The sequence below is a fragment of the Variovorax sp. DAIF25 genome (assembly GCF_050711835.1).
Taxonomy (GTDB): Bacteria; Pseudomonadota; Gammaproteobacteria; order Burkholderiales; family Burkholderiaceae_C; genus Variovorax.
On the sequence record NZ_CP136636.1, the window covers coordinates 150,094 to 171,963 of the forward strand.

Annotated in this window: 23 protein-coding genes; 6 read left to right on the forward strand and 17 right to left on the reverse strand. The window is 70.4% G+C overall.

What is annotated here, in order from left to right; genetic code table 11:
* Positions 1-3 precede the first annotated feature (3 nt).
* Both R0232_RS00725 and R0232_RS00730 read right to left on the reverse strand, forming a co-directional pair.
* On the reverse strand, positions 4-603 hold the full coding sequence (locus R0232_RS00725; RefSeq protein WP_431510947.1) for a VOC family protein: 600 nt from the start codon (positions 601-603) through the stop codon (positions 4-6).
* Complete coding sequence (locus R0232_RS00730) at positions 600-1,475, reverse strand: fumarylacetoacetate hydrolase family protein (RefSeq protein WP_431510948.1); 876 nt, start codon at positions 1,473-1,475, stop codon at positions 600-602. Before R0232_RS00730 ends, R0232_RS00725 begins: the two co-directional genes overlap by 4 nt.
* Before the next feature lie 105 nt (positions 1,476-1,580).
* Between R0232_RS00730 and R0232_RS00735 the strand changes: the two genes are divergently transcribed.
* From R0232_RS00735 to R0232_RS00750, 4 genes are all read left to right on the forward strand, one after another.
* Positions 1,581-2,498, forward strand: coding sequence for a LysR substrate-binding domain-containing protein (locus tag R0232_RS00735; protein ID WP_431510949.1), 918 nt, complete (start codon positions 1,581-1,583; stop codon positions 2,496-2,498).
* A gap of 60 nt (positions 2,499-2,558) precedes the next feature.
* Positions 2,559-3,398: an isocitrate lyase/PEP mutase family protein gene (locus tag R0232_RS00740; RefSeq protein WP_296788621.1), complete on the forward strand. Its 840-nt coding sequence runs from the start codon at positions 2,559-2,561 to the stop codon at positions 3,396-3,398.
* A gap of 5 nt (positions 3,399-3,403) precedes the next feature.
* Complete coding sequence (locus R0232_RS00745) at positions 3,404-3,991, forward strand: uracil-DNA glycosylase family protein (RefSeq protein WP_431510950.1); 588 nt, start codon at positions 3,404-3,406, stop codon at positions 3,989-3,991.
* 85 nt (positions 3,992-4,076) lie between these two features.
* Complete coding sequence (locus R0232_RS00750) at positions 4,077-4,478, forward strand: RidA family protein (RefSeq protein ID WP_208511139.1); 402 nt, start codon at positions 4,077-4,079, stop codon at positions 4,476-4,478.
* A gap of 7 nt (positions 4,479-4,485) precedes the next feature.
* On the opposite strand, the gene R0232_RS00755 is transcribed toward R0232_RS00750, so the two are convergent.
* The gene (locus R0232_RS00755) at positions 4,486-6,195 is read right to left on the reverse strand and encodes a hypothetical protein (protein WP_431510951.1); all 1,710 of its coding nucleotides are present in this window, start codon (positions 6,193-6,195) and stop codon (positions 4,486-4,488) included.
* Positions 6,196-6,249: 54 nt separating this feature from the next.
* The gene (locus R0232_RS00760; RefSeq protein ID WP_057598545.1) at positions 6,250-6,471 is read right to left on the reverse strand and encodes a DUF1127 domain-containing protein; all 222 of its coding nucleotides are present in this window, start codon (positions 6,469-6,471) and stop codon (positions 6,250-6,252) included.
* Between the two features lie 110 nt (positions 6,472-6,581).
* On the opposite strand from R0232_RS00760, the gene R0232_RS00765 reads away from it, so the two are divergent.
* Positions 6,582-7,472, forward strand: coding sequence for a LysR family transcriptional regulator (locus tag R0232_RS00765; RefSeq protein WP_431510952.1), 891 nt, complete (start codon positions 6,582-6,584; stop codon positions 7,470-7,472).
* Between the two features lie 6 nt (positions 7,473-7,478).
* Here the strand turns inward: R0232_RS00765 and R0232_RS00770 are convergent, their stop codons facing one another.
* The 13 genes from R0232_RS00770 to R0232_RS00830 form a co-directional block, all read right to left on the reverse strand.
* Entirely contained in the window at positions 7,479-8,096 is a 618-nt protein-coding gene (locus tag R0232_RS00770; RefSeq protein WP_431512956.1) for an ANTAR domain-containing response regulator, read from the reverse strand.
* Between the two features lie 335 nt (positions 8,097-8,431).
* A complete protein-coding gene (locus R0232_RS00775; RefSeq protein ID WP_203203608.1) occupies positions 8,432-9,586 on the reverse strand; it encodes an ABC transporter substrate-binding protein in 1,155 nt (384 codons plus the stop codon).
* Between the two features lie 96 nt (positions 9,587-9,682).
* Positions 9,683-11,335 carry a nitric oxide reductase activation protein NorD gene (locus R0232_RS00780; RefSeq protein ID WP_431510953.1) on the reverse strand — a complete coding sequence of 551 codons (1,653 nt, stop codon included), beginning with the start codon at positions 11,333-11,335 and terminating at the stop codon, positions 9,683-9,685.
* On the reverse strand, positions 11,332-12,150 hold the full coding sequence (locus R0232_RS00785; protein ID WP_093343794.1) for a CbbQ/NirQ/NorQ/GpvN family protein: 819 nt from the start codon (positions 12,148-12,150) through the stop codon (positions 11,332-11,334). Before R0232_RS00785 ends, R0232_RS00780 begins: the two co-directional genes overlap by 4 nt.
* On the reverse strand, positions 12,147-13,157 hold the full coding sequence (locus R0232_RS00790; RefSeq protein WP_208511018.1) for an alpha/beta fold hydrolase: 1,011 nt from the start codon (positions 13,155-13,157) through the stop codon (positions 12,147-12,149). The genes R0232_RS00785 and R0232_RS00790 overlap by 4 nt, the downstream gene beginning before the upstream one ends.
* 11 nt (positions 13,158-13,168) lie before the next feature.
* Complete coding sequence (locus R0232_RS00795; RefSeq protein ID WP_208511019.1) at positions 13,169-14,206, reverse strand: aliphatic amidase; 1,038 nt, start codon at positions 14,204-14,206, stop codon at positions 13,169-13,171.
* A 39-nt stretch (positions 14,207-14,245) separates the two neighbouring features.
* Positions 14,246-14,935, reverse strand: a complete 690-nt coding sequence (urtE, locus tag R0232_RS00800) for an urea ABC transporter ATP-binding subunit UrtE (protein WP_203203610.1) — start codon at positions 14,933-14,935, stop codon at positions 14,246-14,248.
* Between the two features lie 13 nt (positions 14,936-14,948).
* Positions 14,949-15,731, reverse strand: a complete 783-nt coding sequence (gene urtD / locus R0232_RS00805; protein ID WP_431512957.1) for an urea ABC transporter ATP-binding protein UrtD — start codon at positions 15,729-15,731, stop codon at positions 14,949-14,951.
* Between the two features lie 14 nt (positions 15,732-15,745).
* Positions 15,746-16,795: an urea ABC transporter permease subunit UrtC gene (gene urtC, locus R0232_RS00810; RefSeq protein WP_203203612.1), complete on the reverse strand. Its 1,050-nt coding sequence runs from the start codon at positions 16,793-16,795 to the stop codon at positions 15,746-15,748.
* A 10-nt stretch (positions 16,796-16,805) separates the two neighbouring features.
* On the reverse strand, positions 16,806-17,708 hold the full coding sequence (gene urtB / locus R0232_RS00815) for an urea ABC transporter permease subunit UrtB (RefSeq protein ID WP_093343802.1): 903 nt from the start codon (positions 17,706-17,708) through the stop codon (positions 16,806-16,808).
* 5 nt (positions 17,709-17,713) lie between these two features.
* Positions 17,714-18,907, reverse strand: coding sequence for an urea ABC transporter substrate-binding protein (urtA, locus tag R0232_RS00820; RefSeq protein ID WP_431510954.1), 1,194 nt, complete (start codon positions 18,905-18,907; stop codon positions 17,714-17,716).
* Positions 18,908-19,318: 411 nt separating this feature from the next.
* Positions 19,319-19,819: a hypothetical protein gene (locus R0232_RS00825; protein WP_208511024.1), complete on the reverse strand. Its 501-nt coding sequence runs from the start codon at positions 19,817-19,819 to the stop codon at positions 19,319-19,321.
* A complete protein-coding gene (locus R0232_RS00830) occupies positions 19,816-20,745 on the reverse strand; it encodes a LysR family transcriptional regulator (RefSeq protein WP_431510955.1) in 930 nt (309 codons plus the stop codon). The genes R0232_RS00825 and R0232_RS00830 overlap by 4 nt, the downstream gene beginning before the upstream one ends.
* Before the next feature lie 96 nt (positions 20,746-20,841).
* On the opposite strand from R0232_RS00830, the gene R0232_RS00835 reads away from it, so the two are divergent.
* Positions 20,842-21,828, forward strand: coding sequence for an NAD-dependent epimerase/dehydratase family protein (locus tag R0232_RS00835; protein ID WP_431510956.1), 987 nt, complete (start codon positions 20,842-20,844; stop codon positions 21,826-21,828).
* The last annotated feature ends 42 nt before the right edge of the window (positions 21,829-21,870 follow it).

The following is a 21,870-nucleotide window of genomic DNA, read 5'->3' on the forward strand; positions in this document are numbered from 1 at the left end:
TTGTCAGGGCACGAACATGTCCCACGGCCCCTTGCCTACTGGCAGGCCGGGCCGCGCGGTCAGCGAGGCCAGCGGCTCGCCGGCCTCGAAGCGCGCGGCCAGGTCCGCGGGGTCGAACATCACGCCCATGAAGTTCTCGGCATAGGCGCCGCCCGCGAAGAAGGCATCGACCTCGGCGGCGGTCTCGAACACGTCGTGCTGCAGCTCGAGCCGATGGCCGTCGGGGTCGCGGTAGTACATCGAGATCGTCGGCCCGTGGTTGATGCACCAGTAGGGCACGATGCCGAGCGCGGCCAGCCGCCGGTGGTTGGCGAGCAGCGCGGCCAGCGAGCCGTAGGTGAAGGCGATGTGCTCGAGCCCGGTGTTCGCATCGGCCTCGCGGCCCAGGTCGGGGCGCGCGATCAGGCCGATGCGGTGGTGCTCGTCGTCGTAGCTCAGGAAGCACAGCATCTCGTTCTCGAAGGCCACGCGCGCCTGCAGCACCGCGAGGTACCAGGCGCGCGAACGCGCGAGCTCGGCCACGCGCAGCACCACGTGGGCGAGCTTCACGGGCCGCAATGCGGAAGAGGCGAGGTCGGGCAGCGCGCGTTGGGGTTCGTTCATCGGGCGGTCTCCAGGGGTTCTTCCACCACGCGGTTCTCGATGTGGCCGATGCCCTCGATCTCCACGCGCACCACGTCGCCCGGCACCAGGTAGCGCGGCGGGTCCATCAGGCCTCCGACGCCCGCGGGGCTGCCGGTGCTCAGCACGTCGCCGGGCTCGAGCGTGAAGGCGGTGCTCAGCTCGACCAGCATGGCCTCGATGCGATGGATCATCCGGGCGGTGTTGCCGTCCTGGCGCAGCTCGCCGTTGACCCAGGTGCGCAGCCGCAGCGCATGCGGGTCGGCGATCTCGTCGCGCGTCACCAGCCAGGGGCCGAAGGGGCCGTGGGTGTCGAAGGACTTGCCCAGGGTGTGCGTGGGCGCGCGCAGCTGCCAGTCGCGCACGCTCATGTCGTTGATCACGACGTAGCCCGCGACCATGGCCATCGCCTCCTCGGCGCGCACATGGCGGCAGCGCCAGCCGATGACCACGCCGAGCTCGCCCTCGTAGTCGAACTGCGCCGACACGCGCGGCCGGTGCACGTCGTCGAAGGGGCCGGCCACGCACGACACCTGCTTGTTGAACCACACCTGTCCCGGCGGCCGCACGAGGCCGAGCTTCGCGGCCTCCTCGAGGTGAGAGGCGTAGTTGCCGCCGAGGCCGAGGAACTTGCGCGGCTCGGGCACCGGCGCCAAGAGCTTCACGTCGGCCAGCGGCAGCCGCGGTGCCGTCTCGATGGCCGCGCGCAGCCAGGCCAGGCCCTCGTCACCGCGCGCCAGCAGCTCGCGCACGCCGGCCGGCGCGCCGGGCAGGGCGCTGGCGTCGAGCACTTCGTCGTTTCGGACCACGCCGAAGCGAAGGGCACCGCGGTGATGGAAGCTGGCGATTTTCATGGGCGTGGACATTGACCGATAAGAGGCGATCGATGATGCTGATGGAACGAAATGACAACAATCCGCCGAAAAAGAACGGATCGTTCTGCCAGCGGAACAGGAGACATGGACGATTTCAACGACCTCGCGCTGTTCGCGCACGTGGTGCAGCAGCAGGGCTTCAGCGCCGCGAGCCGGCACCTGGGCATTCCCAAGTCGCGCCTGAGCCGCCGTGTCGCGCAGCTCGAGGAACGGCTGGGCGTGCGGCTGTTGCAGCGCAGCTCGCGCCGGCTGCTGCTGACCCATGTCGGCGAGCAGTTCTACGAGCGCTGCCAGGCCACGGTGGCCGCGGGCGAGGAGGCCTTCGACGTGGTGCGCCAGGCGGTCGCGCGGCCGCAGGGGCCGCTGCGCGTGAGCGCGCCCTTCACGCTCGCGCAGTTCTGGCTCACGCCGCTGATCCCCGATTTCATGCGCGCCTTTCCCGAGGTGCGGCTCTCGCTGGAAGTGAGCCACCGGCGCGTCGATCCGCTGCAGGAGAACGTCGACGTGGTGCTGCGCGTGCGGCGCCCGCCGTTCGAGGATTCGAGCCTGGTCGCGCGGCCGCTGGGCCGCACGGTCGACGTGCTGCTCGCGAGCCCGGCGCTGCTCGAGCGCCTGGGCACGCCCGCGAGCCTCGACGACCTGGCCGCGTGGCCGATGCTCTCGCTGCCCGACAGCGGCGAGCGCCACCTGTGGCGGCTGGAGCGCGGCAAGCAGGTGCACGAGCTGGACTTCGTGCCGCGCCTGGTCACCGACGACATGTTCGCGCTCCGGCACGTGGCGCTGCAGGGCCTGGGCGTGGCGCTGCTGCCCGAGATCCTGTGCCGCGACGAGCTGCGCGAGGGCCGCCTGGTGCGCCTGTTTCCCGACTGGGCCTGCACCGCGAGCGAGATCCAGGCGGCCTTCGCCACGCGCCGCGGCATGCTGCCGGCGGTGCGCGCCTTCATCGACCACCTGCTGGCCCATCCGCCCGGCGCGCCGCAGCCGGGCGCTGGCTTATCCTGAACGGCTTCGCGCCTTTCGCCGCCCTTGCATCGAATTTCATCGAAAGAAGGAACAGACCCCATGACCCCCACGAACCCCACCGTCGCCGAGAAACGCGCGGCCTTCCGCGCGCTGCATGCCCAGGGCTGCTTCGTCATCCCCAACCCCTGGGACACCGGCAGCGCGCGCTACCTCGAAGGCCTGGGCTACAAGGCGCTCGCCACCACCAGCTCGGGCTTCGCCTGGTCGCACGGCCAGGCCGACGGCGCCATCGCGCGCGACGCGGTGCTCGCGCACCTGCGCGAACTGGTGGCCGCGACCTCGCTGCCGGTCAATGCCGATTTCGAGAACGGCTTCGGCGCCGATCCGCAGGCCGTGGCCCAGAGCGTGCGGCTCGCTGTCGAGACCGGCGTGGCCGGCCTGTCGATCGAGGACTCGACCGGCCATGCCGATGCGCCGCTGTTCCCCATCGAGGTCGCGGTCGAGCGCATGCGCGCCGCGCGCGGCGCCATCGATGCGGCGGGCGGCGACACGCTGCTGATCGGCCGCGCCGAGAACTTCTTCGCCGGCCGGCCCGACCTCGACGACGCGATCGCGCGCCTCAAGGCCTATGCCGAAGCCGGCGCCGACTGCCTCTACGCGCCCGGCATCAAGACGCGCGAGCAGATCGCGGCCGTGGTCGCGGCGGTCGCGCCCAAGCCGGTGAACCTGCTGGTCGGCGCGACCAGCGAACTCACGATGAAGGACATCGAGGCGCTCGGCGTGCGCCGCGTCAGCGTGGGCGGCGCGATGGCGCGCGCGGCCTGGGGCGGCTTCATCCGCGCCGCGCGCACGCTGGCCGACGAGGGCCGCTTCGACGGCTTCGCCGACGCCGCGCCCGGGGCCGAGCTCAACGCCTTCTTCAAGCCCTTCGGCCGCTGAAGCGCGTGGAGCCGCTGCTCGCCGAGATCCGCGCCTGCCGCGTCTGCGAGGCACATCTGCCGCTGGGCCCGCGCCCGGTGGTGCAGGCCGGCGCGCAGGCGCGGCTGCTGATCGTCGGCCAGGCCCCGAGCATGACGGTGCACCGCACGGGCGTGCCCTGGGACGACCGCAGCGGCGACCAGCTGCGGCGCTGGCTCGGCGTGGAGCGCGAACTGTTCTACGACGCCTCGCGCATCGCGCTCGTGCCCATGGGCTTCTGCTACCCGGGCCGCGGTACCAGCGGCGACCTGCCGCCGCGCAAGGAGTGCGCGCCGCTGTGGCACGAGCGGCTGCTGGCGCAGATGCCGCGCGTCGAGCTCACGCTGCTGATCGGCCAGTACGCGCAGCGCCGCCACCTGGGCAGCCGGGCGCGCGACGGCGTGACCGAGACCGTGCGTGCCTTCGCGGAATTCGCGCCGCGCGTCATCCCGCTGCCGCATCCCTCGCCGCGCAACACCGGCTGGCAGCAGCGCCATCCGTGGTTCGAGAGCGAGGTGCTGCCGGTGCTGCGCGAGCGCGTGCGGCTGGCATTGGGCATGGGCACGGGCGGCTGAACGCTTCGTCGCGCGACGAAGCGTGCGGGGGACGAAGGCCGCACCATCGCGGCCATCGTCATCCACCGCAACAGAAGGACCCCCCATGCCCGCGCGCGAAGTCATCCGTGTCGAACCCCTCTCCACCTGGCTCGATCGCTGGAAGGCACCGGCCTCCATCGTCACGCGCCATGGCGACACCGTCTATGTCTCGGGCCTGCCGCCCTTCGATCCCGAGACCGGGCAGGTGGCGGTCGGCGCCTCGGTCGAGCGGCAGGCCGAGCTGGTGCTCGAACAGCTGAAGCTGTGCCTGGAAACGGCGGGCTCGTCGCTCGCGAATGCGCTCAAGTGCAACGTGTACTGCACCTCGGCGGAGAAGTTCGCCGCGGTCAACGCGGTCTATGCGCGCTACTTCCCCGAGTCGCCGCCCGCACGCATCTTCGTCTGCGTGCCGGCCTGGTTCGGGCCCTTCGACATCGAGATCGACTGCATCGCGGCGCGCGGCTGAGGCCGCTTCAGCGCGCGGCCTTCCTCGGCCGCGCCGCCGGCCTCCGCGGCGGCTTCGCCTCGAGCACCAGCTCGGCCGGCAGGCCGTCGTTCCACGACTCGGCGAAGTAGGCGCGGTCGCTGGGCACCAGCTGCGGCAGCGCCTCGCGCAAGGTGGCGAGAGAGCGCTCGGCCGCCTTCAGGTCGCCCGCATGGGCCGCGTACCACGCATGCTCGAACAGCAGGCTGCAATGCTGCAGGCCCGGGTAGCGGCGCCGACCGGCCTGGTGGTCGGCCAGCCGCGCCTGCGCCACCTCGACCCAGCGCGCGGGCCAGTGCGTGGCGTCGAAGGCATCGGCGAGCGGACCGGCCAGCGCCGAGATCGCGGCCGGGTCGAGCGGCGCCTGGGCGCGGAACTGCGCGAGCGTGGGCCGGGGCTCGGCGCCGCAGTGGCCGCGCGCGATGCGCATCAGGTAGATCGCGTTCCAGGCCGAGCGGCCCTGGCCGTCGGCCTGGCCGCAGAGCCATTCGCTGAAGGCGATCCACTGCACGGCATGGCGCGTGGTGTCGGACGCTGCCGGGGCATCGCCGCGCCGCTTCGGGCCGCCCGCCGGCGCCGAGGGGAGCGCGGGCAGCGCGAGGCCCACGCGGTCGAACAGCCACACCGCCATGCCGAGGTTGGCCGCCACGTGCTGGGCGGCGTCGAAGGAGTGCGACTCGAAGGCCGCGGTCAGCGCATCGCCGAAGCGGCGCAGCGATTCCTCGGCGAGCAGGCGGGCGGCCGGCGCGTCCTCGGCCGCGAGCGCCAGCGCGCGCGAGCGGCAACCGAGCGCCCACAGGTTGCACCATTCGAAGCGCACGTCGGGATGGTGGCGCAGCACCACGCTGCGCGCCGGGTCGTCGGCCATGCCGCCGAGCAGCGACTGCGCCAGCGGCAGGTCGCGCGCGGTGTAGGCGCACCAGGCCGAGACGATGCATTCCATCGCGCCGAGGTAGTCGTTGCCCGCCACGTGGTGCGCCAGGCGCTGCTTCTTGAGCACCTCGAGCTGGCGGCGCGCCTGTTCGTTGTCGCCGAGGCGGCGCCACAGCATGGCCTCGTTGAGCGTGACCAGCGCGCGCTGGAAGCCGCTGGCCGCGAGCGTGCCCGCGAGCCGTATCGATTCGAGCGCGCTCGGCTGGCCCGCGCCGTCGCCAGCACCGGCGGCCACCGGCGTCATCAGCCGGCCCTGGCGCGCGGCCCGCTGCGCGGACACGAGCTGCTTCCAGAAGGCCGCGTCCTGCAGGTGCACCGCCTCGGGCGGCGCCGAGGCGCCGCCCGCCGCGCCCGTGCGTGCGCGCAGGCCGAGGAACGAGCCGATCTCGGCCGCGCTCGCGGCGCGCCCCTCGACCTCGCAGCGCACGCGCCGCGCCTCGGCCGGCGGCAGCCAGAACGGGCCCTGGCTGCGCCGCTCGGCGTTGAGGAAGCGCGGCTCGCGCGTGCTGTCCTCGCCCCAGCCGACCTCGATGCCCCAGGCCTTGAAGTCGCGGAAGGCACGGCTCACGACCATGCGCAGGGTGCTCGCGTCCGACACTTCGCCGCGCAGGTCGGCCAGCCGCACCATCGGGGTCTGGCTGTCGTGCGCATGGCGCATGCGCACCAGCAGCCACAGCGACTGGAAGGCCGCGCGCCGGCCGTCGACCGACTGCGGGGAAGTGAGCTCGACGACGAGCGGGGATGAAGCGGAAGCGGGACTTGGCACGCCCCGCATTGGACCTCAAATCGAGGCCGCGGCAAGGGCCGGGGCGCGCTTCCTTCAGCTTGCGCGGTGGCCGTGCTCGCAGTGCGAGGGCGCGGGCTGCATCAGCCCCGGCAGTTCGCTGCGGCCGACGCCGAGGTCGCGCAGGTCGTGCTCGCTCATGCCGGCGAGCTGGCACGCGTCGGCACGGGCCCGGCGGCGATTCGCCGCGTGCCGGCGCCAGCCGCGCAGGGCATGCAGAAGGCGTTGGCGAAAGCTCGGGGACGATGCGGTCTTCACGATGGGCTCCTGGGGATTGCGGTGTCGGTGCGCTCATCTTCGGCGTCGCCGTGCTATTGTGGAAGTTGAGATTTCTGAGCCTTCTCATCAGCTTTCCTGATTCGACGCCCATGCGCCACCTCAACCTCGACCAGCTGCGCACCCTGATCGCGATCGCCGACCTCGGCAGCTTCTCGGCCGCGGCGCAGGCGCTGCATCTGGCGCAGCCCACGGTCAGCCTGCATGTCTCCGAACTCGAGTCGCGGCTCGATGCCAAGCTGGTGGTGCGCGGCGCGCGCGGCATCACGCCCACGGCGGCCGGCGCGGCGCTGGTGGAGCGCGGGCGCAAGCTGCTGCGTGACACCGACGATGCGCTCGACGCGGTCAAGCGACAGGCCGAGGGCCGCAGCGGCCGCGTGCGGCTGGGCACGTCGACCGGGGTGGTGGTCGACCTGCTGCCGCAGGTGCTCGAGGCGCTGGGCGCGCAGGACGCGGGCATCGACGTCGAGGTGGCGATCCTCGGCTCGGGCGAGGCGCTGGCGCGGCTGGCCGCGGGCACGCTCGACATCGGCCTGGTGGCGCTGCCGCAGCCGCCGCTGCGCGACCTGGTGTTCACGCCCTGGCGCACGCAGCCGATGATGGCCTTCGTGCCGCAGCGCACGAAGGCGCCCAGGCGCGTCACGCCGGCCTGGCTGGCCGAGCAGCCGTTGATCTTCAACGACGCGACCACCCACATGTACCGGCTCACGATGGAGTGGTTCGCGGCCGGGGGCTTCGCGCCGCGCGCGCGCATCGAGCTCAACTACGACGCGGCCATCCGCAGCCTGGTGGCGGCCGGCTATGGCGCCGCGCTGCTGCCGCTGCAGCCGACGACCGACGCGGCGCTCGGCGAGCGCATGCAGATCCTGCCGATCGTGCCGAAGCTCACGCGCCGCCTGGGCATCGCGCACCGGCCGCGCGCGCTGCTCGACGGGGCCACGCTGCGGGTGCTCGAGGTGCTGGCGGGGTTCCGCCAGACCTGAGAGGCTCTACGAAGCCTCGGGCTTGCGCGCGCCGAGCGAGAGGATCTCGTTGGCGTTGACGATGGCGGCCGCGATCTCTTCCATGGTGGTGCGCTTGCTCATCGCCTGCTCGCGGATCAGGTCGTAGGCCTGGCCCTCCGACACGCCGTGCGTCTTCATGAGAATCGCCTTGGCCTCCGCGAGCTGGCGCACGCCCAGCAGCTTGGCCTCGGTCTTGCGCAGGCGCCGCGCGAGCGAGCGGTTCTGCTTGTGCGCCTCGCGCGCCACCACCAGCGCCGACAACAATCCGAAGGAGCGCACCGGCGAGGGCAGCACGGCCTTGGCGCCGATCTCGAGCACGGCCTCGACGATGGTCGGGTTCTCGTAGGTCACGACGGCGATGATGGCGGGCGCGTCCTCGCTCTTGGTCCACTCGAAGCGCAGGTTGATGAAGTCGGGCTGCACCGCCATGAAAGCCACGTCGATGCCCTCGGGCAGCGCCTGCACCGGTGGCCAGAAGGCCTGCACCTGGCAGCCGATGCGCTGCAGCTGCTGGGTCAGCTGTCGGCCGTCGCTGTCGTCGGGGTGGATGACTGCGACCTTCAGCAGGCGCAGTTCCTTCAACTGCGGTGGCGTCACTCGCAGGGTGTGTCTCTTGGGGGGGCTTTCCACTTTCAGGCCTCTTGTTGTTGGTCTTGAGGCTTTTGTTCGGGGCGCGTGCACAGGACAGCGGGTACTTCCCTCCGCGAATGTCCCCCGCCTTCGGCTCCTCCTTTATTTCGCTGCGGGAAGCACCCACTGCCCTGTGCACGGGAGGCGCTGCGGTGGTGCCGGCCGATCGAGTGCTGCGCGTCTGGCGCACGCCGGCGGGGTACTCCCCGCAGCGAAATAAAGGAGGAGGCCGCAGGCCGGGGGACATTCGCGGAGGGGAGTACCCCGTCGGCGTGAGCCCCCCCACAACGGTAGAAAGCACGTTCCACCTAAACCTCCAGCGTATCGAGCCGCGCAGTCCAGTCCCCGAGCGAATGCGTCACCAGATACGGATCGGGATACACGGCACGCGTAGCCTGCCGAACGATGGTGAACTGCCCCTGCGCATCCACGCGCCCGATGCGCGGATAGAGACAGGTGTGGTGGTTCGTGGGATCGATCTTCACCCGCCCCTGCGGCGCATCGAACTCGGCCCCCAGGATGTGCGGCAGGATCTCCGCGATCCCGTCGCTGCCCGCCTGTGCGAAGGCATTGGCGTAGATGTGCATCTGGAAGTAGGCCGCTTCCCAGCACAGGTTGGGTACGCAGCCGTCGCCGAAGCGCGCGCGCAGTTGCGCCAGGCAGCGCTGGTTGGCCGGCGAGTCGATCGACTGGAAGTAGGGTGCCGCCGTGAAGTGCCCCGTCGCCACCCCGCGCCCCATCTGCGAGATCTCGGCTTCGGAGGTCGTGAGGCTCGCGATCGGCATGCGCTTTGGGTCGAAGCCGGCCTCGGCATAGGCACGGTACAGGCTCGCGGTGGAGTCGCCCACCACCGTCGAGAAGATGAAGTCGGGCTGCTTGTCGCGGATGTCGGCCATGATGGCCCGGTAGTCCTTCTCGGTCGCGTCGAGCGCCGCGTAGTGCTCGCCGAGCTTCTCGCTGCCGGGGCGCTGCATCACCAGCTCGCCCATGATCCGGTTCGACTCGTAGGGGTAGATGTAGTCGGAGCCGATCAGGTAGACCCGCGCGCCGAAGTTCGTCGTCATGAACTCCGCGAGTTGCACGCTGTTCTGGTTGGGCGCCGCGCCCGTGTAGATCACGTTGCCCGAGTACTCGAAGCCTTCGTAGAGCGTCGGGTAGAACAGCAGCTTGTTCCACTTCTCGATCACCGGGATCACCGCCTTGCGGCTGCTCGACATGTAGCAACCGAAGATCACGTTGACCCGGTCCTGCACGATCAGCTTCTCGGCCAGCTGCGCATAGCGCGCCGGGTTCGACTGCGGGTCGTGGCGCACCGCCACCAGCTCGCGGCCGTCGATGCCGCCGGCCGCGTTGATCTCCTCGATGCCGAGCAGCGCGCCCTGCAGCTGCGACAGGCCGATGGTCGAGGTGACGCCGGTTTCCGAATAGAGGATGCCGACGCGGATGGGATCCTTGTCAGCCATGGGCGGTCGTCCGTGATGGGTGAGGGGCCGTCATGTCTTTTCTGTCTCGTGTGGGATTCGTTCGGGGCTCCACCCTATCGCAGTTCGATGCTTTCGTCAGTGGGCCGCGGCCAGCCGCGCGCTCATGCGCGCGAGCCGCGCGGGCAGGCTGCGCGCATCGTCGGCGATGCAATAGTTGCGCCAGCCGAAGATGCGCCGCACATAGGCGTCGGCCGCGGCATCGACCGCGATGCAGGCGGTGCGCACGCCCGCGCCGCGCGCCTCGGCCACCGCTTCGCGCGCATCCTCGACGAGGTACTTGGGATCGTGCACGTCGATGTCGGCCGGCGCGCCGTCGGTCACCAGCAGGATCGCGCGCTGGCCCGCGGGCTCGTCCTCGAGCAGCGCCGCCGCATGCCGCAGCGCGGCGCCCATGCGCGTCGAGTAGCGCCCGCGCACCGCGCCGATCGTCGCGCGCGCGGGCGGCGAGAGCGGCTGGCCGAACTCGAGCAGCCGGTAGTAGTAGACCTCGGCACGCGTGTTCGACGAGAAGCCGTGCACCGCGAGCCGGTCCGCGCCGCGCAGCCGCGCGGCGGCGAGCATCAGCGCGGCCTGCTTCTCGATCTCGAGCAGCGACAGGCCATGCGGGCCCGCATCGTTGGCCGAGGCCGACAGGTCGAGCAGCACCAGCACGCTCGACGGTCGCGGCGCCTTGCCGGGGCGCATGAACAAGCGTGCATCGGGGCGCAGCCGCCGGCGCCGGTCGACCAGCACCTCGATCGCCGCATTGAGGTCGATGTCGTCGCCCTCCCATTGGCGCCGCAGCCGGTGCCGGCGGTCGAGGTGGCGCGCGCGCGGCAGTGCCAGCGGCGGCAGGCTCTCGGCGCGCAGGGCGGCCTGTGCCTGCGCCGACAGCAGGCCCTGCCACCCGGGAAGCTTCTCGATCACCGTGCACCAGTCGGGGCGCAGGCGTTCGAGGCGGCGGTCCCATTCGGGATAGGTGTAGCGGCCCAGCTCCATGTCGCCGAATTCGGGTGGCGCGCCGGCAGCGGCATCGCCCGTTTCGGAGGGTGGCGGCATGCGCGCGCCCGACTGCTGCAGCGCGATCGCCTCGTCGGGCGGTGGCGGCGTCGCATCGGCGCCGAAGTCCCAGAGCCAGCTGTTGTCGTCGCGCCAGGGCGCGGGCACCGCGTAGCCCTGGGGCTCGAAGCGCACGCGCATCTGGCCCAGGTCGTTGGCCAGGATCGAGGCGATCGCGCGGAAGGCCTCGTAGTCCGCCAGGCCCGCGCGCGCCGCGGTGTCCTCGAACAGCCGGCGCGCCTTCTCGACCCAGTGGCTGCCGTCCTGCAGCTCGGGCCGCAGCAGCAGCCGGTCCATGCGCAGCAGCAGCGCCTCGAAGCGCAGGTCGAGCGGATCGGGCGCGGGCGGCAACGCGGCGGCGAACCAGCGGTGCAGGCCGGGGAAGTCGCGCACCAGCAGCCGCTCGACGCGCGCGTCTTCGATCGCCGACACCAGCGCGATGCCCATCGGCCGCAGCGTGTTCGCGCGGCGCGCGGGCGTCGAATGCCGCAGGTGCGCCACCGCATGCGCGACCATCGCGCGGCGCAGCGCCGGCGGACTGTGCTCGGGGACCAGCAGCTGCCCGGCCGCGAGCACCGCGCGCGTGCCCGGCTTCGCGCCGGCCACCAGCGGCTGCACCTCGACCGCCAGGCCGGCCAGCCCGCGCGCGAGCAGCCCCAGCGCGGCGAAGCTGCCGGTGTCGCGCGTCATCCGAACTGGGCCTCGACGAAGCCCTGCAGCGCGCTCGCCATGTCGGGGTCGTCGGTCAGCGCGCGCGTCATCGTCATCTCGCAGCTCTCGCGCGGCGTCACGCCGTCGCGGATCAGCACGCCCGCGTAGATCAGCATGCGCGTCGACACGCCCTCGTCGAGCCCGCGGTGCTTGAGTTCGCGCGAGCAGTGCGCGACGGCCACCAGCTTCGCGGCCAGCGCGGTGTCGATGCCGGCCTCGTGCGCCACGATCTCGGCCTCGAGCGCGCCGTCGGGATAGTCGAACTCCAGCGCCGCGAAGCGCTGGCGCGTCGAGGGCTTGAGGTCCTTGGCGCTGCTCTGGTAGCCGGGGTTGTACGACACCACGAGCTGGAAGTCGGGGTGCGCGCGCACCAGCTCGCCCTTCTTGTCGAGCGGCAGGATGCGGCGCGCGTCGGTCAGCGGATGGATCACCACCGTCGTGTCCTGCCGCGCCTCCACCACCTCGTCGAGGTAGCAGATGCCGCCATGGCGCACCGCCAGCGTCAGCGGCCCGTCGTGCCAGGCCGTGCCGTCGGCGTCGAGCAGATAGCGCCCGACCAGGTCGGAGGCCGTCATGTCCTCGTTGCAGGCCAGCGTCACCAGCGGCCGGCCCAGCGACCACGCCATGTGCTCGACGAAGCGCGTCTTGCCGCAGCCGGTCGGCCCCTTGAGGATCAGCGGCATGCGGTGGCGCCAGGCCTGCCGGTACAGCGCCACCTCGTTGCCCGCGGGCCGGTAGAAGGGCTCGGACTCGATGCGCCAGGCCGCGAGCGGATCGTGCACGGGTGCGTTCATGGCGTGGCGAGCAGTTCCCGCAGGGCATCGTCGATGAAGCGGGTGTCCACCGGGCTGCTGCCGCCGCCCGCGAAGTGGCCCCACACGCCCGGGATCGGCCGGTACTCGGCGTTCGGCATCTGCGCCACCTCCCATTCGTTGTCGGCGGCCGGAAAGTACAGGTCGCGCTCGGCCGGCATCACGATCGCGCGGGCGCGGATCGCGCCCAGCGCCTTCTTGAAGTCGCCGCCGAACACCGGGTTGGCGCTGATGTCGCCGTGCTGCCACGACCACAGCATCGCGAGCAGGTTGTTCGCATCCTTCTTCAGGAAGAAGCCCTCCCAGTAGCCGACCAGGAAGTCCTCGAGCGAGCTGAAGCCCAGTTCGCGCCACAGCTCCTGCCGGTAGAAGGGCTGCGACAGGCCCCAGCCCGCATAGACGCGTCCCACCGCGCGCAGCCCGCGCGTCGGCGGCGTCGTGTACCAGCCGCCGTTCCAGGCCGCGTCGCTGGTGAGCGCCGCCTTCACGCCCTCGAGGAACACGATGTTGTGCGGCGCCGTCCTGGCCGAGCCACAGAAGGGCGCGATGCGCTCGACCATCTCGGGGTAGAGGCAGCCCCACTGGTTGGTCTGCTGCGCGCCCATCGACCAGCCCACCACCAGCGCGATGCGCTCGATGCCGAACTGCTCGGTCACCAGCCGGTGCTGCAGCCTCACGTTGTCGTAGAGCGTCACGTGCGGGAAGCGCGCCAGGTCGTAGGGTGGTGGCGTATTGCTCGGCGAGGACGACAGGCCGTTGCCCAGCATGTTGGGCACGATGATGAAGTACTTCGCCGGGTCGAGCGCCATGCCCTCGCCGATCAGCCACTCGTTGTCGTGGTGCTGGCCCGAGTACCAGGTCGGGTAGACGACGACGTTGCTCTTGTCGGCATTCAGCGTGCCGTAGGTCTTGTAGGCGAGCTTCGCGCCGCGCAGGGTGGCGCCCCGCTGCAGCACGACGTCGCCGAGCTCGAAGATCTGGTGATCCATGGGGCGGCGCTTCAGCGGTGCTTGGCCGGCTCGTTCGGAATCCCCTCGATCGGGCACTCGGGCGTGCCCACGGTGCTGCGCGTGAACGACTCCACCCTCTCGCGCGTGCCCTCGGGGTCGTTGATCCACTGCGTGTAGAAGTTGTAGGGGCAGGCCGCCACGCCCTTGTCGCCGTCGCCCGAGTTGATGGTGCCGGTGTAGCCGCGGTGCACCAGCTTGAACAGGTGGTTCTGCGACTGGCCGTTGCGCCGCGCGTCGCGGATCAGGCTCATCGAGAGCTCGGCGTAGTTGATGCCCATCTCCTCCTCGCCGCATTCGCCGAGCGTGCGGCCGTCGAAGCCGATCAGCGCCGAGTGGCCGAAGTACGAGTACACGCCGTCGAAGCCGGCCGCGTTGGCCACCGCCACGTAGGTGTTGTTCATGAAGGCCATGGCCTTCGACACCAGGATCTGCTGTTCCTTGGCCGGGTACATGTAGCCCTGGCAGCGGATGATGAGCTCGGCGCCGCGCATCGCGCAGTCGCGCCAGATCTCGGGATAGTTGCCGTCGTCGCAGATGATCAGGCTCATCTTCATGCCCTTGGGGCCTTCGCTGACGTAGGTGCAGTCGCCCGGGTACCAGCCCTCGATCGGCACCCACGGCATGATCTTCCTGTACTTCTGGACGATCTCGCCCTGGTTGTTCATGAGGATCAGCGTGTTGTAGGGCGCCTTGTTCGGATGCTCCTCGTGGCGCTCGCCGGTCAGCGAGAACACGCCCCAGACGTTGGCGCGCCGGCAGGCGTCGGCGAAGATCGCGGTCTCCTCGCCGGGCACCGAAGCGGCCGTGTCGTACATCTCCTTGGCGTCGTACATGATCCCGTGCGTGGAGTACTCGGGAAAGATCACCAGGTCCATGCCCGGCAGGCCTTTCTTCATGCCGACCAGCATCTCGCCGATCTTGCGCGCGTTGTCGAGCACCTCGGCCTTGGTGTGAAGGCGGGGCATCTTGTAGTTGACGACCGCGACGCCGACGCAATCGTTGCTGCTCGAAATATCACCATGTCTCATGACGCTGCTCCTGAAGGGGTGGTTGGGAAGGGAAGGGGTTCAGACAGTGAGGAAGGACCGGACCTTGTCCTGGTCGAGCGTGGCGCGTGCCTCGTCGTGCACCAGGCGGCCGCGATCGATCACGAGGAAGCGGTCGGCCAGCGCGAGCGCGAAGCTCAGCACCTGCTCCGACACCACGATCGCGAAGCCGCGCTCGGCGCGCAGCACGTTCAGCGTCTGCGCGATCTCCTTGATGATCGAAGGCTGGATGCCCTCGGTGGGCTCGTCGAGGATCAGCACCCTGGGCTCGGAGATCAGCGCGCGTGCGATCGCCAGCATCTGCTGCTGGCCGCCCGAGAGGTTGCCGGCCTTGCGCTGCTTCATGTCCTGCAGCACCGGGAAGAAGCGATAGAGGTAGTCGGGCACCGTGCGGTGGCCCGAGCGCGCGGCGCCCGAGAGGATGTTCTGTTCCACCGTGAGGTGCGGGAACACCATGCGCCCCTGCGGCACGAAGGCCAGGCCGTGCGCCACGCGCTGGTGGCTCGGCAGCCGGGTGAGCTCGGTGCCGTTCAGGCGGATGCTGCCGCCGCGCGCGGGCAAGAGGCCGATCAGCGACTTCAGCAGCGTGGTCTTGCCCATGCCGTTGCGGCCCATGACGGCGACCGCCTCGTCGGGCGCGACGCGCAGCGAGACATCGTGGATCACGTGCGACTCGCCGTAGGCGACATCGAGTGCGGAGACTTCGAGCATGCGGTGGGCTCCTTCAATGGCCGAGGTAGACGTCGATCACGCGCGGGTCGGCCTGCACCTCGGCGGCCGTGCCCTCGCTGAGCAGCCGGCCCTGGTGCAGCACGGTCACGCGGTGCGCGATGCGCTTGACGAAATCCATGTCGTGCTCGATCACCACCACCGACTTGCCCACCGAGATGCGGCGCAGCAGGTCGCCGGTCTGCTCGCGCTCGCGCGGGCTCATGCCGGCCACGGGCTCGTCGAGCAGCAGCAGCTCGGGCTCCTGCATCAGCAGCATCCCGATCTCGAGCCACTGCTTCTGGCCGTGGCTCAGCTGGCCCGCGCGGCGGTCGAGGCGCTCGACCAGGAACACCTCGGTGGCCATCGCCTCGATGCGTTCGCGCAGCGCGCGGGTGCGGCGGAAGCTCAGCGACTGCCACAGGCCGTGCATGCGCGGCAGCGAGATCTCGAAGTTCTCGAGCACCGTGAGGTCCTCGTAGACCGAGGGCGTCTGGAACTTGCGGCCCACGCCGGCGCGCACGATCTCGTGCTCGTTCATGCGGCCCAGGTCCTGGCCGTTGAACAGCACCCGGCCCGCACTGGGTCGGGTCTTGCCGCAGACGATGTCGAGCAGCGTGGTCTTGCCCGCGCCGTTCGGGCCGATGATCACGCGCAGCTCGTTGCGCTCGACCGAGAGGCTCAGGCCGTCGACCGCCTTGAAGCCGTCGAAGGAGACCGTGAGGTCCTCGACGCGCAGGATCTGCTCGTTCGAGGGCGGCACGGCCGAGGCCGCCTGCGGCAGGCCGCCGTTGGGCATCGCCAGCGTCGCGTTCATGGCGCGGCCTCCGCGCCGCGGCGGCGCAGCAGCTTCTCGCCCAGGCCCGCCAGGCCGTTCGGCATCGCCCACACCACGAGGATGAAGACCGCGCCGAGGAAGTAGAGCCAGCCCTCGGGGAAGGTCTCCGACAGGTAGGACTTGAGGAAGCCGATCAGGAGCGCGCCGATCACCGCGCCCGGAATCGAGAGCCGCCCGCCCACCGCCGCGTAGATCACCATCTCGACCGAGGCCACCACGCCGATCACGCCGGGCGCGATCAGCCCCACCTGCAGGCTGTAGAAGGCGCCGCCGATGGCCGACAGCAGGGCCGCCACCGCGAACACGAAGGCCTTCATGTGCGCCGTGTTGTAGCCGCTGAAGCGCACGCGGTCCTCGCGGTCGCGGATGGCGATCAGGATCTTGCCGAAGCGGCTGCGCACGATCAGCAGCGCGCCCATCATCGCGAGCGCGACGGCCGCCACCTCGATGAAGTACATGGTCCGCTTGGCCGCGTCGCCCGCGATGTCCCACCCCAGCAGGGTGCGGAAGTCGGTGATGCCGTTGGCGCCGCCGGTATCGCCCTGCTGGCCGATCACCACCACGGTGAGCGTGAGCGCCAGCGACAGCGTGACGATCGCGAAGTACACCCCGCTCACGCGCCGCTTGAAGATCGCGTACGAGAACACGTAGGCGAGCAGAGCGGGGATCGCGAGGATGCCGACCAGGGTCCAGCCCAGCGAGTGGAAGGGGATCCACCACGAGGGCAGCTGCTCGACGCTGCTCCAGACCATGAAGTCCGGCAGCTCGGGCGCCGAGGCCTCGAGCTTGAGGAACATCGCCATCATGTAGCCGCCGAGGCCGAAGAACAGGCCCTGGCCCAGGCTCAGCACGCCGCCGTAGCCCCAGGTCAGCACCACGCCGATCGCGACGAAGGCGAAGGCCAGGTACTTGCTCACGAGGTTGAGGCGGAACGGGTCGAGCGTGGCCGGCAGCACCACGGCCAGCAGCAGCAGCACGGCCGCCAGCCCGACGAGGTCGCCGCGGCGTTGGGGAGAAAGCTTCATGCCCATGCGCTCAGCTCCTCGAGCGGGTCGCGAACAGCCCGTTGGGCCGCACGTAGAGCACCGCGATCACCAGCAGCAGGATCGTGGCCTTGGCCATCGAGCCGCTCATCAGGTACTCGAGCCAGGTCTGCGACTGCGCGATGGCGAAGCCCGAGAGCGCGGTGCCGATCAGGCTCTGCACGCCGCCGAACACCACCACGATGAAGGAGTCGACGATGTAGAGCTGGCCGGTGCCGGGGTTGGTCGAGCCGATCATCGTGAACACCGCGCCCGCGATGCCCGCCAGGCCCGCGCCCAGCGCGAAGGTCAGCGCATCGACGCGCTGCGTGTCGATGCCGACCGCGCCCGCGATCGCGCGGTTCTGCGTCACCGCGCGCACCTTCAGGCCCCAGGAGGTGCGGTAGAGCAGCAGGTAGACGCCGATGGCGACGATGGCCGTGAGCCCCACGATGAACAGGCGCGTGAGCGGCAGCTGGATGCCCGGCGTCGGCTCCCACGCGCCGGCGAGCCAGGAGGCCAGCGGCACGCTGACTTCCTGCGCGCCGAACAGCGAGCGGTAGGCCTGCTGCAGCATGAGGCTCAGGCCCCAGGTCGCGAGCAGGGTGTCGAGCGGCCGGTCGTAGAAGAAGCGGATGAAGCCGCGCTCCAGCACATAGCCGAACGCGAAGGTCACGGCGAACGCGAACGGAATCGCGGCGAACAGGTAGAGGTCCATGAAGCCCGGCGCGTAGTGCTCGAAGAAGCGCGACGCCAGGTAGGTCATGTAGGCACCGAGCGCCATCAGCTCGCCGTGCGCCATGTTGATGACGCCCATCAGGCCGAACACGATGGCCAGCCCGATCGCCATCAACAGCAGGATGGTGAACAGGCTCACGCCGTTGAACACCTGCATCACCGCGATGTCGAAGTTCATCGCGCTCAGACCTTCGGGAACGGGTTGGGCTCGACCAGTTGCGGCGATTCCCAGACGATGTCGAACTGCCCGTCGGGCCGCGCGCGGCCCACGCGCACCTTCTTCCACACGTGGTGGTTGGTGGCGTGCACGCGCACCGTGCCCTCGGGCGCCTCGATCTCCACGCCCGCGGCGGCGGCCGTGACCTTGTCGACCTCGAAGGACTTGGCCTTCTCCACCGCCAGCTTCCAGAGGTAGACGCTGTTGTAGGCCACCTCCATCGGGTCGCCGATCACGCGGTCCTGGCCGTACTTGGCCTTGAAGGCCTTCACGAACTTCTCGTTGGCCGGCGACTTGATGCTCTGGAAGTAGCCCATGCAGGCGTAGTAGCCCGCGGCGTTGTCCTTGCCGATGCCCTCGATCTCGTTCTCCGACACCACGGTCGACAGCAGCACCTGCTTCGTGCCGTCGAGGCCGGCCGCGCGCAGCTGCTTGTAGAAGGCCACGTTCGAACCGCCGACCACCGTGCTGTAGATGCAGTCGGGCCTGGCGGCCTTGATCTTGTTGATGATCGAGGAGAACTCGGTGTGGCCCAGCGGCGCGTATTCCTCGCCGAGCACCTTGCCGCCGGCCTTGGCGATCGCGGGCTTGGCGATCTTGTTGCAGGTGCGCGGATAGATGTAGTCCGAGCCCACGAGGAAGAAGTTCTTGCCCTTCTCGCGCGCCATCCATTCGACCGCCGCGATCACCGACTGCGTGGCTTCCTGCGAGGGATAGAACACGCGCTTGTCCTGCTCCTGGCCCTCGTAGTAGGTGGGGTAGAACAGCAGGCCCTTGGCCTGGGCGAGCACCGGCAGCAGCGCCTTGCGCGAGGCCGAGGTGTAGCAGCCGATGATGGCCGCCACCTTGTCGCGCTCGAGCAGCTTGCGCGCCTTCTCGGCGAACACCGGGTTCTCGCTCGCGCCGTCTTCCACCACGGCCTCGATCTTCTTGCCGAGCACGCCGCCGGCGGCGTTGATCTCCTCGATCGCGAGCTTCTCGGCGTCGACCAGCGAGGCCTCGGCGATCGCGATCGTGCCCGAGAGCGAATGCAGCAGCCCGAGCTTCACCGTGCCGCCGTCCTGCGCGAAGGCCAGCGGCGCCATGCCGCCCGCGGCGCCCAGCACGATCATCGAGCCGCCGGTCTTCACGATCTGGCGGCGGTTGAAAGCGTTCGTCATGTCAAATTCCTTTGTGGTTGTGCGAGTCGTCAGGAAGATCCGACCTTCGGAACCGCGCTCGGGGTGTCTCCTCCCGCCACGCGGCCCTGCAAACGAGCGCTTCGTCGCCAGTGCCTTTGCTTCGGGCAAAGCTCCGCCAGCGGATGCATGCATCCGTTTCGACGAAAGCCCTGTTGCGACCGAAAAAACAAAAAGGCCCGAACCGGTGTTCAAACCGATTCGGGCCTTGTTGCCCGACACCTCGCTGGCAGCATTGGCAGCGGGCGTCGCATGACTGGTAACGATTGCTCGTTGCGGCGGATTCTTCTCAACCCGCGCCGGTCTGCAAATACGTTGTTGTGCGGATTGGCGGGCCGGCGGGGACTGTGCTATTTGCGCGCACAGGCGCGCCTGCGGTCGCCTTGCGCGGGGTCAGCGCGGCCTGGCGAAGTCCGCGTCGATCCAGGCCGAGGCGCTGGTGGCGCTGAGCTTGAACGAGGCCGGCACGTTCACGCGCGCGAGCTCGCTGTCGTCGGCCTCGTCGAAGGCGCTCAGCGTGGCCGAGGGGTTGTCCTCGTCGGGCACGATGGCCAGCGTGACGCGGATGCGCCGCTCGCCGGCGCTCACGGTCACGCTGCGGTTGAGCGTGGCGTGCAGCTGCTGCTCGTGGCGGCGGATCACCTCGGCCGCGGTCTTCACCAGCGTGGAGAAGGCGGGGCCGTCGAGCGGCTTCGGGTTCTTCTTGTCGCGGCCCATGGTCCAGGGGCCGACCAGCGCGGGCTCGGGGTCGCCATGGCGCGTCATCTCGACGGCCCAGCCGTCGTCTTCCTCGTTCTTGATGATGCGGGCGGTCCAGCGCTCGTCGCGCCAGAGGCGGTCCTGTTGCAGCGGGAGAATGTCGTCGGATTCGGTGGTCGGGGTCGTGTCGGTCATTCGGAGGCGGAGGTTCTTGCGCGTGCCATTGTCCCCTGGCCGGCGATGTAGGCCTGCAGCCCCTCGGCCAGCGCGTCGAAGGCCACGCGGCAGCGCGGGCTCGCGCGCAGGTCCTCGTGCATCGTGACCCAGGTCTCGAGCTTCAGCGACAGCGCGCGCGGCAGCAGCCGCACCAGCGCCGGGCCGCGCCGCGCCAGCGCGACCTGGCACACGCCGATGCCGGCGCCGGCGCGGATCAGCGCCATCTGCGCGAGGTCGCTGTCGGTGCGCAGCGAGAAGGCGTCGCGCGTGAAGCCCTTGAAGGACTTGATCGCGTCGCGCACGAAGGCCGTGGGCTGGTCGTAGCCGATCAGCGTGTGGCGCATCAGCTCCTCGGCCGTGCGCGGCGTGCCGTGGCGCGCGAGGTAGTCGGGATGGGCATGGAAGCCCAGTTCGATGTCGCCGATGCGGCGCGCCACCAGCTGCTCCTGGCGCGGGCGCACCATGCGCACCGCGATGTCGGCCTCGCGCCGCAGCAGGTCCTGCACGCGGTTGGTCGACACCAGCTCGACCTTGAGCGCCGGATGGGCCTCGCGCAGCTTCGCCACGATCGGCGGCAGCACCTCCACCGCGACCACCTCGCTGGTCGACACCCGCACCACGCCGCGCACGCCTTCGCCCTGGCCGCTGGCCGCGCGCTGCAGCGAGGCGGCCGTGCTCTCCATGGCCTCGGCATGCGTGCGCAGCGCCAGCGCCACCTCGGTGGGCAGCAGCCCGACCTGCGAGCGCGTGAAGAGCACCACCTCGAGCGCCTCCTCGAGCGCCGCGACGTGGCGTCCGACGGTGGGTTGCGTGATGCCGAGCGCGCGCGCCGCGCCCGAGAGGGAGCCCTCGCGCAGCACGCCGAGGAAGGAGCGGTAGAGCTCCCAGCTGATGGTCCAGGTCATGCATAAATGTATGGCCGATGGCTCATGTTCGGCAATTCCATTTGAACCCCGGCCTGCCCAGAATTCATCCATCGATCACTGTTCTGGAGATGTTTCATGGCAAGCAACGACACGGTTCTGGTTCTGGGCGCGACGGGCGGCGTCGGCGGCGAGATGGCGCGACAGCTGCGCGACGCGGGGTGGCGGGTGCGCGCGATGAAGCGCGGCGCGGCGTCGCAGCGGCGCGACGGCATCGACTGGGTGGGCGGCGACGCGATGGAGGCGCGCGACGTGCGCGAGGCCGCGCGCGGCTGCGCGGTCATCGTGCATGCGGTCAACCCGCCCGGCTACCGCCGCTGGTCGGAGCTGGTGCTGCCGATGCTCGACCACACGATCGCCGCCGCCAAGGCCGAGGGCGCGACCATCGTGCTGCCCGGCAACGTCTACAACTACGGCGCCGATGCCTTCCCGCTGCTGGCCGAGGATGCGCCCCAGCATCCGGCCACGCGCAAGGGCGCGATCCGGGTCGAGATGGAGCGCCGCCTCGAGCTGGCCAGCCGCGAGGGCGCGCGCGTGCTGATCGTGCGCGCCGGCGACTTCTTCGGCCCCAAGGCCGGCAACAACTGGTTCTCGCAGGGCCTGGTGAAGGCGGGGCAGCCCGTCAGGGGCGTGAGCTATCCCGGCGATGCCGGCGTCGGCCACCTGTGGTCGTACCTGCCCGACGTGGCCCGCACCATGGTCGAGCTGCTGGCGCGGCGCGACCGGCTCGAGCCCTTCGCCAGCTTTCACATGACCGGCCACTGGGACGCCGACGGCACGCGCATGGCCGATGCCATCCGCCGCGTGGTGGCGCGCCGCACCGGCACGCAGGTGCGCGTGTCGGCCTTCCCGTGGTGGCCGCTGCTGCTGGCCTCGCCTTTCGTCGCCACCTTCCGCGAGCTGCGCGAGATGCGCTACCTGTGGCGCACGCCCGTGGCCATGGACAACGCGAAGCTGGTGGCGCTGCTCGGCCGCGAGCCGCACACGCCGCTCGACGAGGCGGTCGAGACCGCGCTCGAAGGCATGGGCTGCCTGCAGGCAGCGTCGCGCGCGGCGCTGGCCTGAGCGCTGCGCGAGGGCATCGTTTTCTCGACGATCGGGCCGGGA

What these genes read in the sequence shown, in the direction of transcription:
- R0232_RS00730 (WP_431510948.1), bottom strand. Translation starts at nt 1,475, where the DNA reads ATGAAAATCGCCAGCTTCCATCACCGCGGTGCCCTTCGCTTCGGCGTG.
- R0232_RS00750 (WP_208511139.1), top strand. Translation starts at nt 4,077, where the DNA reads ATGCCCGCGCGCGAAGTCATCCGTGTCGAACCCCTCTCCACCTGGCTC.
- R0232_RS00835 (WP_431510956.1), top strand. Translation starts at nt 20,842, where the DNA reads ATGGCAAGCAACGACACGGTTCTGGTTCTGGGCGCGACGGGCGGCGTC.
- urtE (WP_203203610.1), bottom strand. Translation starts at nt 14,935, where the DNA reads ATGCTCGAAGTCTCCGCACTCGATGTCGCCTACGGCGAGTCGCACGTG.
- urtD (WP_431512957.1), bottom strand. Translation starts at nt 15,731, where the DNA reads ATGCCCAACGGCGGCCTGCCGCAGGCGGCCTCGGCCGTGCCGCCCTCG.
- R0232_RS00790 (WP_208511018.1), bottom strand. Translation starts at nt 13,157, where the DNA reads ATGGATCACCAGATCTTCGAGCTCGGCGACGTCGTGCTGCAGCGGGGC.
- R0232_RS00830 (WP_431510955.1), bottom strand. Translation starts at nt 20,745, where the DNA reads ATGACCTGGACCATCAGCTGGGAGCTCTACCGCTCCTTCCTCGGCGTG.
- R0232_RS00780 (WP_431510953.1), bottom strand. Translation starts at nt 11,335, where the DNA reads ATGACGCGCGACACCGGCAGCTTCGCCGCGCTGGGGCTGCTCGCGCGC.
- R0232_RS00740 (WP_296788621.1), top strand. Translation starts at nt 2,559, where the DNA reads ATGACCCCCACGAACCCCACCGTCGCCGAGAAACGCGCGGCCTTCCGC.
- urtC (WP_203203612.1), bottom strand. Translation starts at nt 16,795, where the DNA reads ATGAAGCTTTCTCCCCAACGCCGCGGCGACCTCGTCGGGCTGGCGGCC.
- R0232_RS00825 (WP_208511024.1), bottom strand. Translation starts at nt 19,819, where the DNA reads ATGACCGACACGACCCCGACCACCGAATCCGACGACATTCTCCCGCTG.
- urtB (WP_093343802.1), bottom strand. Translation starts at nt 17,708, where the DNA reads ATGAACTTCGACATCGCGGTGATGCAGGTGTTCAACGGCGTGAGCCTG.
- R0232_RS00795 (WP_208511019.1), bottom strand. Translation starts at nt 14,206, where the DNA reads ATGAGACATGGTGATATTTCGAGCAGCAACGATTGCGTCGGCGTCGCG.
- R0232_RS00775 (WP_203203608.1), bottom strand. Translation starts at nt 9,586, where the DNA reads ATGGCTGACAAGGATCCCATCCGCGTCGGCATCCTCTATTCGGAAACC.
- R0232_RS00725 (WP_431510947.1), bottom strand. Translation starts at nt 603, where the DNA reads ATGAACGAACCCCAACGCGCGCTGCCCGACCTCGCCTCTTCCGCATTG.
- urtA (WP_431510954.1), bottom strand. Translation starts at nt 18,907, where the DNA reads ATGACGAACGCTTTCAACCGCCGCCAGATCGTGAAGACCGGCGGCTCG.
- R0232_RS00785 (WP_093343794.1), bottom strand. Translation starts at nt 12,150, where the DNA reads ATGAACGCACCCGTGCACGATCCGCTCGCGGCCTGGCGCATCGAGTCC.
- R0232_RS00765 (WP_431510952.1), top strand. Translation starts at nt 6,582, where the DNA reads ATGCGCCACCTCAACCTCGACCAGCTGCGCACCCTGATCGCGATCGCC.
- R0232_RS00735 (WP_431510949.1), top strand. Translation starts at nt 1,581, where the DNA reads ATGGACGATTTCAACGACCTCGCGCTGTTCGCGCACGTGGTGCAGCAG.